Origin of the sequence: Actinoplanes utahensis (assembly GCF_016862455.1) — a bacterium.
GTDB classification, from domain to species: Bacteria; Actinomycetota; Actinomycetes; order Mycobacteriales; family Micromonosporaceae; genus Actinoplanes; species Actinoplanes utahensis.
Genome location: NZ_BOMZ01000036.1, coordinates 130,560 through 143,022 on the forward strand (window position 1 = coordinate 130,560; position 12,463 = coordinate 143,022).

A 12,463-nucleotide genomic window follows, 5' to 3' on the forward strand; every position below is an offset into this window, starting at 1 on the left:
AATGGAGGACACCCACTGGGACGCGGGCACCATTTCTCCAATCTGGAATCCGGAGCGCCAGATCGGGATCCTGCAAAGACAATTCCGCCGGGCACCGCCATTAGGTGTCACCGTAATTCGCACCGAAGGGCCCGAAAACGCATGCCACGCACATCGGCGGACCAGCGCAAGCGGGACGCTCAGCGCCAATGGGGCGCCGACCGGAGGACGCAACCTCATCCGATCGTGCCGCCCCCGGTCTCCGAAGGCAGGATCACCCGCGGCCGCCTCGCGATCGTGGTGACGATCACGGTCTGGGCCTGTTACATCACATACACGATCATTCAGCAGTTCATCGCGGGTGAGGCGCACACCGTCCGCCTGGCGATCGAGGCGATCGTGTACATGCTCGTCGTCACCGGGCTCGCCGCGTCCGCGGTCGCCTACCTGATCACGCGCATCGGCTACTTCTACCGCGCGCGCGGCCACCAGCGGGCCCCGCGGATCATGCTCGACGAGTTCATCGGCGGGAAGACGCCGTCTCTTACGGTTCTGGTCCCGTCATATCAGGAAGATGAGCGGACCAACCGCACCACGCTGCTGTCGGCGGCCCTGCAGGAGTACCCCGGCCTGCGGGTCACCCTGCTGATCGACGATCCGCGGGCGCCGAAGACCCGCGCCGCCCGGGACATGCTGCTCGCCGCCCGCGCGCTGCCCGGCAAGATCGACGCCGAGCTGAAGGTGCCCTTCTACCGGGTGTCCGGGGCGTACGCGAACTTCGACGAGCAGGTCCGGCTGCGCGGCGGCCACCTGGTCATGCTCGAGGACATGCGCCGGCTCGCCGACGAGTACCGGTACGCCTCCGACTGGCTGTACGACCTCGGCGCCCGCCAGGAGATGGTCGACCACACCGACACGTTCTTCGTCGAGCACCTGCTGCACCCGCTCGCCGTCGACCTCGGCCAGATTGCCGGCGCCCTCAACTCCGGCGCCGACGAGCAGGTCACCCTGCCGATCGCGCGGATGAACCAGCTCTACCGGCGGCTGCTGGCGATCTTCGACGTGCAGATCACCAGCTTCGAGCGCAAGAAGTACGTGTCGCTGTCGCACGAGCCGAACAAGGCGATGAACCTCAACAGCTACATCGGGTTGATGGGCGGGGCGTACCAGGAGGTCAGCACGCCGCTGGGCACCGCGCTGGTGACGGCCGGCCCGAACCGGGCTGATCTGGTCGTCCCCAACCCGGATTACGTGCTCACCCTCGACGCCGACAGCGTGCTGCTCCCGGAGTACGCGCTGCGCCTGGTGCACCTGCTCGAACAGGGCGCGTACGCGCAGCACGCGGTGGTGCAGACGCCGTACAGCGCGTACCCCGGCTCGGCGACCCGGATCGAGCGGATCTCCGGCGCCACCACCGACATCCAGTACATCGTCCACCAGGGCATGACCCATTACGGGGCGACGTTCTGGGTCGGCGCGAACGCGGTGCTGCGCAAGAAGGCTCTGGACGAGATCGTCGAGGTCTCGTACGAGGGCGACTGGGAGATCAAGCGGTACATCCAGGACCGTACGGTCATCGAGGACACCGAGTCGACGATCGACCTCGGCGTCCGCGGCTGGCTGCTGCACAACTACCCGGAGCGGCTCGCGTACAGCGCGACCCCGCCGGACTTCGGCTCGCTGTGCATCCAGCGTCAGCGTTGGGCCAACGGCGGCCTGCTGATCCTGTCCCGGCTGAAGGACCAGTTCCGCGCGAAGTCGAAGCGGGAGGACAAGAACCGCTTCGGCGAGTACTTCCTGCGGGTCAACTACATGGCCTCCATCTTCTGGAGCTCCGTGTGCCTGGTCGTCATGCTGGTGTACCCGTTCAACAACAAGCTGCTCAACCCGATCCTGCTGCTGATCTCGGTGCCGTACTTCTTCATGATGGCGGCGGACCTGAAGCACCTCGGGTACAAGCGGTCGGACATGCTGCGGATCTACGGCTTCAACCTGATCCTGCTGCCGGTGAACCTGTCCGGCAGCATCGCCTCGCTGCTGCAGCTGCTGACCGGCGAGAAGAGCGCGTTCAAACGTACGCCCAAGGTCAGTAACCGGACCACCGCGGCGACCAGCTACCTGCTGCTGCCGCTGGCCCTGATCGTGCTCTGCGTCTACACGGTCTGGGTCGACATCCAGCACCAGCTGTGGAACAACATGGTCTTCGCGGTGCTGAACCTGACCCTCTCGCTGTACGCCATGATCGCGTTCGTCGGCCCCGGCAACACCGTCGTCGACCTGTTCACCCACCTGCGCAGCTGGCTGATCCGCCCGGTCACGCCGAAGAAGCCGCGCCGTAAGGCCACGAAGGCGGCCGCCGCGGAAACCGCCACGAAGGCGGTCGGCGACTGGGCGCAGGTGCTGCACTACCGGCACGAGCACGGCGCCACCGCCGGCCAGGTCACCGTACGGTTGCAGCGCACCGACTCCGGCGACTGGAAGACCGACCGGTCCAAGTCGTCGTCGAGCCGCGCGCACCTGTTCGAGGAGTTCAGCTTCTTCACGGTGTTCCAGCCGATCTACAACATGGTCAAGGGCCACGTCGTCGGGTACGAGGCGCTGACCCGCTTCGCCGACGGCAGCAACCCGCGGGAGGCTCTCGAATCGGCCGCCGAGCGGGGCGTCCACGTCGCCCTGGACGCCGCGCTGATCCAGGCCGCCATCGCGTCGTCGGCGTCCCTGCCGAACGGCACGTGGCTGTCGCTGAACGTCTCCGCCGACCTGCTGCATCGCACGCACGAGCTGACCCCGCTGCTGGCCGGCTCGCGGCGCCCGCTGGTGCTGGAGATCGGCGAGGCGACGCCGACCGGGCTGGCCCAGATCGGCAGCGAGGTACGGATCGCGGTGAGCGACCTGGGCGCCGGTTACGAGACCCTGGCGCACATCGAGTCGGTGCGCCCGTCCTTCCTCAAGCTGGGCCGGGACACCCTGCAGGGGCTGGAGAACGAGACGGCCCGCCAGGCCGCGATCCGGGCCCTGGTCGAGTTCGCCGATCAGCACGGCTGCACGGTCATCGCCGAGGGCATCGAGACGGCCGCCCAGCGCGACGCCCTGGTCGCCTGCGGCGTCCCCTTCGGACAGGGCTTCCACCTCGGTAAACCGGTTCCGGTGGAACGCGTTCTGGCCGGCGTCGGCGGCTGGTGAGCAGTGGCCGCCCCGGCGATCCGGGGCGGCCACCTCCAGCATGGTGTGACCGTCGTCACCATTGATCTTGGGCAACCGATCGGCCGTCCCAGCGCACAACTGTTCGTCCCCACCACGCAGCGCCTGTCCCCCGGCGCGCGAGACGAAACAGGTTGAGCCTGATGAAACGATCTACCGTGCTGAGTCTCTCCGCGATCGCCGGTGTCGCGGTCGTCGGCGGAGCGCTCGCGATCGGCCTCCCCCAGGAGAACGCCAGCGCCGCCACCAACGTCGCCACCGGCTTCGCGAGCCAGAACGGCGGCACCACCGGCGGCGCCGGCGGCGCGGTCGTCAAGGCCACCACCGGCACCCAGATCCACGAGGCGCTGTGCAAGCGCGCCGCGGCCAGCACCCCGATCACCATCCAGGTCGAGGGCACGATCAACCACGGCAACACCGCCAAGGTCTCCGGCAGCAGCTGCAACACCGCGGCTGGCCTGATCGAGCTCAAGGGCGTCAGCAACGTCACGATCGTCGGTGTCGGCGCCGGCGCGACCTTCGACCAGCTGGGCATCCACATCCGGGACTCCAGCAACATCGTGATCCAGAACGTGACGATCCAGAACGTCAAGAAGTCCGGGTCGCCGCTGTCCAACGGCGGTGACGCCATCAGCATGGAGAGCACCGTCCGCAACGTGTGGGTGGACCACTCGACGCTCGTCGCCTCCGGCGGCGAATCGGCCGGCTTCGACGGCCTGTTCGACATGAAGGACGACACCCAGTACGTGACGCTGTCCTACAGCATCCTGCGCAACTCCGGCCGCGGCGGCCTGATCGGCTCCAGCGAGACCGACACCGGGAACAGCTTCATCACGTTCCACCACAACAAGTACGAGAACCTCGACTCGCGTACGCCGCTGCTGCGTGGCGGTGTCGCCCACATGTACAACAACCACTACCTGAAGCTGAACGAGTCCGGCATCAACGCGCGGGCCGGCGCCAAGGCGAAGGTGGAGAACAACTACTTCCAGAACTCCAAGGACGTGCTCGGCACGTTCTACACCGCCGCGGCGGGCACCTGGCAGACCGCCGGCAACGTGCTCGACAACGTGACCTGGTCGGCGAAGGGCACCGAGTACAACCCGGCCGGCCCGAGCATGGCCTCGACGACCACCGTCGCCGTTCCGTACACCGCCGTCCTGGACAGCGCGGCCTGCGTGCCGTCGATCGTCGCCGCGACCGCCGGCGCCGGCACCGGCCTGAAGGTGTCCGACGGCAAGTGCGCGGTGACCGCCAACCCGACGGCGACCGCCACCACCAGCCCCACGAAGGCGCCGACCACCAGCCCCACGAAGGCGCCGACCACCAGCCCCACGAAGGCGCCGACCACCAGCCCCACCACCGCGCCCACCAAGGCGCCGACCGCGGCCCCGACGACCAGCCCGTCGGCTTCGGCGAGCCAGCCCACCGGCGCCAACCTGAGCCTGGTCGGCAGCGCCGACGGTTCCAGCAAGATGAGCGGCACCAGCTTCGGCTACGTCAAGGACGGCAAGACCACCACCTACTGGTCGCCGAACGGCACCACCGGTGAGGTCTCGATCAAGTGGGGCACGGCCACCAAGGTCGCCCGGATCAACATCGTTCCGGCGTCCGGCTCCTCGATCGGCGCCTACCAGGTCGTCAACGGCTCCACCGGCGCGGTCCTGAAGTCCGGCACCGGCGCGGGCGTCATCACCTTCCCGGCGACGTCGCTGACCAAGCTCACCTTCAAGATCACCAGCTCGACCACTACCCCGAAGATCGCGGAGTTCCAGACCTTCGCCTCCTGATTCCATGGGCCCGGCTCGTCGCAACGGTTCGGTTGCGACGAGCCGGGCCCGACTCGTCCTTTCGCCCGATATCCCATTCGTGATCATCGAGATAGCCTCGCGTCGAACTCGACGACCCACGGGGGCAGCATGGGCACCAAGAGGATCGGCGCGGCGGCACTCGCCGCGCTGACCGGCACCACCGTTCTGACCTTCGGCACTGCCGCACCATCACTCGCCGACACGAGCGACTTCATCAAGATCACCTCGGTCGGCGACATGCTGGTCGACGGTGTCCACGACCGCGTCTTCATCACCGACTGGAAGGCCGGCAAGGTCCTAGCGACCGACTACTCCGGTAAAGAGGTCGGCAGCGCGCTCGTCGACAACGCGACGAACCTGGCGCTCTCCACCGACTCGTCGCAGCTCTATGTGACCTCCCCCAGCGGCCAGGCCGTCGTCGCGCTCGACACCGTCACTCTGGCGCAAAAAGAGAAGCTTTCCACCGGCGGTGTCGCACCGATGGACGTGGCCGTTGCCGGCGGCCGGATCTGGTTCTCCTACCGGCACCTCGACGGTACGACCGGCAACCTCGGCACAATCGATCCGTCCGCCGAAACTCCCACCGCAGTGCTGGACCGCTTCAAAACCGGTTACCCCGGCATTTCGGAGATCGCACTCGCGTCCGCCTCTGCCGCCCCGAACCGGCTCGGTGTGGCCACCCACACCAAGAGCGCCATTCTTGAGGTCTCCGGGGACACTGCCACGACCGTGGCGTCCGTCGCGACCAACCTGGACGTCGGCGATCTGGCGATGTCCCCGGACGGCAACCGGATCGCCACAGTCATCGGCGAGGACTATGCGGTGACGCTGCGCGACGTCGGTGACATGGCAGCCGCGCGGAGCCTGACGATCGACCCGTACCCGGTCGCTGTGGATTTCGCCGGTGACGGCACCCTCGCCACCGGCAGTTCCATCCACTACGACGGCGTCGACCTACAGACGTTCACCGCGGCCGGCGAAACGATCAACAAGATCGAGAACGTTCCGGGTAAAGTGCAGGCGCACGGCGTGGCTTGGGAGCCGGATGGTGACCGGCTTTTCAGCCTCACGATGGACATGTCGGGCGACGTCAGTCTGAGCACCTCGTCGAGCGTGAAGTTCGCCGCGTCCCAGATCATCCTCGCCGACACGCCGTCGGCGGTTCCCGGCGCACCGATCACCGTCGCTGGCAGATTGACGTCGACGGTGTCGCTGCCCACGGGCACCGTGGTCTCGATCTCGCGCTCCGGCACCGGGCTGGGCACCGCCGCAGTCGGCCCGGACGGCGCTTTCACCTTCACCGACAGCCCTCCGGCTGCCGACAAGGCGACCTATGAGGTCTCGTATGCCGGTGACGGCAACCATGCACCGGCCACTGCGACCACCTCGGTGGGAATCGCTCGGGTCGCGGCGAATCTGACGCTGTCCAGCCCGTCGACGGCGATTCCGGGCGCGGCAATCACCATCGCCGGATCGATCACGTCGACGGTGTCGCTGCCCGCCGGGACCAAGGTCGCGGTCACCCGCGGTCAGGCCTCCCTGGGCACCATCCCGGTCACGGCGGACGGCACGTTCGCCGTCACCAACACCCTGCCCGCTGCCGAGGGCAAGCTGACCTATCAGTTCTCGTACGCCGGAGCCAGCACCCATCTGCCCTCCACCGCAACAGCAACGGTAAACGTCTCCCGTAAGGCGTCCGTGCTGAAGCTGTCCGGGCCTGCCTCCGCGCCCCGCGCCAAGGCACTCACCATCAGTGGCAGCCTCACCTCCCCGCTGTCGCTGCCGGCCGGGGCGAAGGTGTGGGTCACCCGGACCGACCTGGACTCACCGGCTGGCGTCTCGCTGGGCCTCAAGCCGGTCTGGAGCAACGGCGGGTTCGCTTTCACCGACACCCCGCAGGCCGGTGGCACGGTCACCTACCGGGTCTCCTACGCCGGGGACGCCACGCGCGCCCCGGCGTTGGCGGCCAAGGCGATCGCCGTCTCCCGGGCCGCCCCTGCCATGTCGCTGAACAACCACGGAAGGGTGTATGCGTACGGCCAGACGGTCGCCTTCACCGCACACCTCGGCACCACCTACAAGAACCGGACCGTGGAAATCTGGGCCGACCCGGCCGGCAACGACCAGGCCCGGCGCTTGGTCAAGCGTGTCCCGGTGAACAGCGCCGGCAACATCGCCGCAAGCCTTCAGCTGACCCGTAACACCACGGTGAGCGCGGTATTCACTGGAGACGCCCGGTACGCCCCGCGAACCGTGACCGCGACCGTCGGCACCCGGGTCGCCGTCTCGGTCAACCCGGTCAGCGCCTACGGGACGAAAAAGATCAGCGGCATCACGTACTACGCCTACCGTGACACCAAGTACGCGACCTTGGATCTATATGTGGGCAACAACCGCAGCACGCGGAATCTGTACTTCGTGATGCAGGAATACGTCAACGGTAAGTGGCAGACCGTGCAGACCGAGTACTTCCTCGGCGACGAACGGCTCTACATGCGCGGTACCGGCTTGGCCGGGGTCAGGATGCGCGCCGCCGCCGCCTACATCTCGGGTACGTCCGGTGACAGCCTGAACGTCACCACGTGGTCGCCGTACAGGTACTTCACCTTCACCAAGTAACACCGCAAGCGATGTGACCGGGCCTCCCTCGCGGAGGCCCGGTCATTCTCTTTCCGCCGGTACGCCTGCCCGGGTGTGCCGGCGCACCAGCAGCACCGACTCGACGACCATGGTCAGCACGGTGAGGCCCGCGGCGACCGGAAACGCCAGCGCCGAATTCGCGGTGATCCACGGGCCCAGCCCGTCGGCGCCGTCCACCCGCCCGGTGAAGGCGGCGACGCCGTGGCAGTCGCTCCCCACACACGACCGGGCGGCCTCACGCGCCTCGGAGAAGGTCAGGACGAGGCCGAGCACACCCCCGCCGATCGCCGCCGCCGGAGCGAGCAGAGCGAACCACAGCCGGTACGTCCGGTCCCGCCACCAGCTGCGCGCCCACATCACCACGATCAGGGCGGTCAGGGCCCACTGCATCCACGGGTACGACATCACCGGCACGATGCCACACCGGTCAAAGACGGTCAGATCTTCGCGCCGACCGCCTTGCCGTTGGCCGGAACCAGGAACGCCGAGTTCGCGATCGTGCCGTCGGCGGCTCGGGCGCCGGTGATGACGGATGTGCTGGTGCTCGTCAGGGTCCAGGTGCCGCCGATGTTCCACGAGTTGCCGGAGGCGGTGGACTTGCCGAGGGCGACAGCGGTCGCATTGCCGGCGGCGAGGTTCGCGGTGAGCTTGGCGGTCGAGCCGCCGTCGAAGTCGAAACCGGTCTTGGCGTTCTTGTACGCCGTCGCCCGCTTCACCACGATCGCCCCGGTGTTGCCGTTGTCGGTGAACCCGTGCGCGGCGTTGCTGAACGCCATGGTGTTGCTGACGGCGTGCGCGGCGGCCGGCCCGGTTCCGCCGCTGCCGCCCAGCTTGAACCCGTTGCCGTCACCGGAGAAGTTCGGCACGTTCCAGCGGTTGTACCCGTTGCCGTACACGATGGAGTTCTCGATCGTGATCGGCGAGGTGAAGTTCCACGCGTCGAAGCCGTCGTCGATGTTGTTCCAGAGGCGGGCGCCGCGCACGATGTTGCCGGTGCCGCCGCCCTCCTTGATGCCGAGGCCGTCGGCGCTCTCCCCGTTCTTGCGCGGGTCCCGGTTGCCGTGGCTGTCCAGGTTGAGGATCAGGTTGTTCGCCGAGGCGCCCTGCAACTGGAACCCGGTCTCGTAGTTGTCGCGGGTGACGAGGCGGTCGAACGTGTTGCCGGTGCACTTGTTGCAGTAGATCCCGTACGGCCCGTGCGCGATCTCCAGCCCGACCAGCTTCCAGTACGACGCCTCCATGTGGATCGCGCCGCGCTGCGCTGCCGGGATCGTCGAGCCGACCGCGCCCGGCGTGTACCCGAGCGCCTCCCCGTCGATGACCACCTTCTCGCTGCCGTACCGGGTGAGGGTGATCGGCGCGGCGGCGGTTCCGCTCTTGGTGATCTGGATGTTCGTCTTGAGCGCGTACGTGCCGCCGCGCACCGCCACGGTGCCTCCGGCGGAGACTGCGCCGATCGCCTTCTGGATGGTGGCGAACGGGGCGGCGAGGGTGCCGGCGTTGCTGTCGCTGCCATTAGTGGCCACGTAGTAGGTGGTGGCGGTCGCGGCATCGGCGGTCCTGATCGCGGCGATGCCCGCGCCTATGACGGTCGCCACAGAGGCCGCCACGACTGCGACTTTACGTAGCGGGCCGCGCGGGCTTTTCGAGGTCATCAGGTCTCCTTGGTCACGGTCGGTGTCACCCGTACCAGTGGCCCTGATGATCGAAAAGGTTGCGCGGCACGAAGGCCCAAAAGATCGTCCACTTTGCATACGATCATCCGGTCGCAGTGATCACCTTCTGTGCCTGCGGCGTAACTGAACGGGGAAATTCGTTGCGCAGATCGCTCTGGGCCCGCCTCGGGTTCGCCATCCTGTCCGGAGTCCTGACCACCACCGCACTGACCGCGCCCGCCACCGCCGCCGAAACCGGCGTCATCACCGGCACCCTCACCGACCGGTCCGGCCGGCCCGTGTTTTTCGCCGTCGTCTCGATCGAGAGCGTCGACGGCAGCACCCGATACGGCACCGGCTCCGGGATGGGCGGCGACTATCGGACGGAAGTCCAGCCCGGCACCTACCGGGTTTCGTTCCAGTGGCAGGCATTGACCCAGTGGGCGCATCAGCAGGTCGACGTCAATCAGGCGACCACCATCACGGTCGCCGCGGGCGAGACCGTCCAGGTCGACGACCAATTGGTGCCGACCGGCATCCTGAGCGGTCATCTCACCAGGACGGACGGAACCCCGCTGGCGCGCGAGGGGGTGACCCTCTGGCGTGACGACGCGGTCGTGACCTCCACCCAAGCCGACACGGTCGGCTTCTACCGTTTCCTCGGGGTGCTCCCCGGCGAGTACCGGGTTCAGTTCGGTTCCGAGTACATCCCTGGCAGGTTCACCGTCGCTGCGGACACGACCACCACGGCAGACGGCGTCCTCACACCGCCCCAGCCGGAACCACCGAAGACGATACTGGTGGTGAAGGCGGTCGACTCGGTCACCAACGCACCGGTAACCGACTTCTGCATACAGGTGGACATCATGTCCGCTGGCCAGGTCTGCACCGACACCGATACCGTCAAGGCCACTGGGACTCGCGCCGGGCAGGCCGTCATCCGTGTGTGGCAACGGCAAAACGGGTCCAACCTCCACCTGCCCAAGGACGGCGTGACCGCCACCCTGACCGCCGATGAGACGACCACGGTAACCGTGCCGATGGATCTCGGTGGGCAGGTCGCTTTCACCGCCACCGGCCCTTATGAGCTTCCGGTCCAAGTCTGCTACGAGCTCCAGACACTCGGTCGCCCGGAACTCGTCGGCAGTGGCTGCAAACGGGGTTACAGCAAGGGCATGCTTGATCAACCGGTCCCTGCAGGCACCTACACGGTGTTCGTCAGGTCGGCACAACAAGGCTTCGGCCACCAGTGGCTCGGCAAGTCCGGCGGCACCGGTGACCAGCGGAATGCCGCCCAGATCACCGTCAAGCCGGGCGAGATCGTCGAGGCTCCTGCCATTCACCTCGACGAGGCCTCGTCCATCTCCGGAGTGGTGACCGATCCCAGCGGCAAACCGCTGAGCGGGGTCGGCGTCGACTACAGTGCCCTGCCCGGTTTTCAGGGCGCCTCGCCGGCGGCTCGCACGGATGCCTCCGGGCGGTACGTCATCGACGACCTCGGGCCTTACGCCTGGCCGTTGCTCTTCGCCCCGGCAGCCGAATACCCCTATCAGTGGTCCGGGAACACCAGCAACCGCTTCCAGGCCACCCAGATCCCGATCGCGGAAACCGTCTCCTACGACATCACGCTGCGGAAAGGTTCCACGTTGAGCGGCGCGATCATCTCGGGATCGTGGCAGGTTGGCCTGACGGCACACAACGCGATCACCGGTGACGTGGTCGGCGTCTTTTATGAATTTGACCCGGCGAGCAACGTGACGTCGTACCGGATTCCGCTGATGGGCGGTCAGCAGGTGAAACTCCGGTGGAACATGTCCCCGGTCATTGGAACCTGGCACTCGGGCGCCACCGACATCAGCACCGCTCGAAAGATCAGCATCCCGCGCAGCGGCGTGAAGACGCTGAACCTGACAGTGCCCTGATGAAACGCGAACGCGCGGCTGCCCTGCTGGGCAGCCGCGCGTTCGCGGGTCGGGTCAGAAGCCGGCGCTCACCCGGGTGAACTCCCAGTCGGCCTGGGCGATGCCGGAGCAGTTGCTGACCACGCCGCCACCGGCGCAGCCGCGGTCCCGGTTGACCGCCCAGAAGGAGAACCGGGCCAGGCCCTTGCTCTTGGCGTAGTCACGGATCCGGGTCCAGGTCTCGACCGTGGTGACCTCCTGCTGGTCGGAGAGACCGTTCATGCCGGAGATGCCGATCCGGGCGTACGCCTGGGCGTCGGTGTATCCGAACGTCGACTTCAGCACGTTCTTCAGGCCCTCGGTGGCGCCGACGGTGGAGCCGTACATGTCGGCGTGGCCGCTGAAGTCGAACGGCATCTGGGTGAAGATGTCGATGTTCGCGCCCTTCGCCTTGGCCTGCTGGATCAGCCGGACGCCGTGCGCGTTCGGGCCGGTCGGCGTGGTGCCGAAGGTCAGGATGGTCTTCACGCCGGGGTTGCGCTGCTTGACGATCTTCAGCGCGTCGACGATCCGGTCGGCGACGATGTAGTTCTCGAACTCGTCGGTGTTCTCGATGTCGATGTCGATCGCCTTGAGCTGGAAGGTGTCGATCACCTTCTGGTACGCGTCGGCGAGCGCCTCCGGCGTGGAGCAGTTCGGGCCGAGCTTGTTGCCGCTCCAGCCGCCGATCGACGGAACCACGTCGGCGCCGGCCGCCCGGATCGCCGCGATGGTGCTGGCGTGCGCCCCGCCGGTCAGGCCGGTCGAACCGTCCCACGCCGGGTTGCAGCCGTTGCTGGCCAGCACGAACGCGATGGTGAAGGCCTTGATCCCGGTGGCGTTGACGACCGTCGCCGGGGCCGGCGGGTTGCCCCAGCCGGGGTAGATGTACGGCGCGGCGGCCATCTTGGTGCCGGTCGCCGGCGGCGGTGTCGTCGGGCCGGTGGGCGGCGGGGTGGTCGGGTCGGTGGTGCCGCCGCAGACGCCGTTGTCGGCCCAGACCGCCCACTGGCTGCTGTTGGCGGCCGGCGACTCGTTCTGCGTCCACCACTTGGCGGTGTAGTTGCGGCCGTTCTGCGAGGCCACGTTGTCCTTGACGTAGACCGCGGACGCGCTCCACGCCGGGGCGCATGCGACCGCCGCGCTGGAGGCGGCCATCGGGAGGACGGCGGCGGCGGTGCCGAGCGCGCCGACCGAGGCCACGAGGGCGATCTTCCTTGTCAGCTTCATGTTCAAA

General features: G+C 67.6%; 7 protein-coding genes. 4 read left to right on the forward strand and 3 right to left on the reverse strand.

The window, feature by feature from the left end; all coding sequences use genetic code 11:
* The first annotated feature begins 141 nt into the window (after positions 1 to 141).
* From Aut01nite_RS13080 to Aut01nite_RS13090, 3 genes are all read left to right on the forward strand, one after another.
* Positions 142 to 3,162: an EAL domain-containing protein gene (locus Aut01nite_RS13080; protein ID WP_043532981.1), complete on the forward strand. Its 3,021-nt coding sequence runs from the start codon at positions 142 to 144 to the stop codon at positions 3,160 to 3,162.
* 161 nt (positions 3,163 to 3,323) lie between these two features.
* Positions 3,324 to 4,970, forward strand: coding sequence for a pectate lyase family protein (locus Aut01nite_RS13085; RefSeq protein ID WP_204037526.1), 1,647 nt, complete (start codon positions 3,324 to 3,326; stop codon positions 4,968 to 4,970).
* Between the two features lie 129 nt (positions 4,971 to 5,099).
* On the forward strand, positions 5,100 to 7,610 hold the full coding sequence (locus Aut01nite_RS13090; RefSeq protein ID WP_052164574.1) for an Ig-like domain-containing protein: 2,511 nt from the start codon (positions 5,100 to 5,102) through the stop codon (positions 7,608 to 7,610).
* Positions 7,611 to 7,652: 42 nt separating this feature from the next.
* Here Aut01nite_RS13090 and Aut01nite_RS13095 read toward each other — a convergent pair whose 3' ends face one another.
* Positions 7,653 to 8,036 (reverse strand): hypothetical protein, encoded by a 384-nt coding sequence (locus Aut01nite_RS13095; protein WP_152629113.1) that lies wholly within the window; start codon positions 8,034 to 8,036, stop codon positions 7,653 to 7,655.
* A 32-nt stretch (positions 8,037 to 8,068) separates the two neighbouring features.
* On the reverse strand, positions 8,069 to 9,241 hold the full coding sequence (locus Aut01nite_RS13100) for a right-handed parallel beta-helix repeat-containing protein (protein WP_043532978.1): 1,173 nt from the start codon (positions 9,239 to 9,241) through the stop codon (positions 8,069 to 8,071).
* Positions 9,242 to 9,345: 104 nt separating this feature from the next.
* Between Aut01nite_RS13100 and Aut01nite_RS13105 the strand changes: the two genes are divergently transcribed.
* On the forward strand, positions 9,346 to 11,208 hold the full coding sequence (locus tag Aut01nite_RS13105) for a carboxypeptidase-like regulatory domain-containing protein (RefSeq protein WP_084000054.1): 1,863 nt from the start codon (positions 9,346 to 9,348) through the stop codon (positions 11,206 to 11,208).
* A gap of 54 nt (positions 11,209 to 11,262) precedes the next feature.
* On the opposite strand, the gene Aut01nite_RS13110 is transcribed toward Aut01nite_RS13105, so the two are convergent.
* Entirely contained in the window at positions 11,263 to 12,456 is a 1,194-nt protein-coding gene (locus tag Aut01nite_RS13110; protein WP_043532976.1) for a carbohydrate-binding protein, read from the reverse strand.
* Between the last annotated feature and the right edge of the window lie 7 nt (positions 12,457 to 12,463).

Excerpts from the sequence above, each read along its gene's own strand:
- Aut01nite_RS13085 (WP_204037526.1), top strand. The coding sequence starts at position 3,324 with ATGAAACGATCTACCGTGCTGAGTCTCTCCGCGATCGCCGGTGTCGCG.
- Aut01nite_RS13095 (WP_152629113.1), bottom strand. The coding sequence starts at position 8,036 with ATGTCGTACCCGTGGATGCAGTGGGCCCTGACCGCCCTGATCGTGGTG.
- Aut01nite_RS13110 (WP_043532976.1), bottom strand. The coding sequence starts at position 12,456 with ATGAAGCTGACAAGGAAGATCGCCCTCGTGGCCTCGGTCGGCGCGCTC.
- Aut01nite_RS13090 (WP_052164574.1), top strand. The coding sequence starts at position 5,100 with ATGGGCACCAAGAGGATCGGCGCGGCGGCACTCGCCGCGCTGACCGGC.
- Aut01nite_RS13080 (WP_043532981.1), top strand. The coding sequence starts at position 142 with ATGCCACGCACATCGGCGGACCAGCGCAAGCGGGACGCTCAGCGCCAA.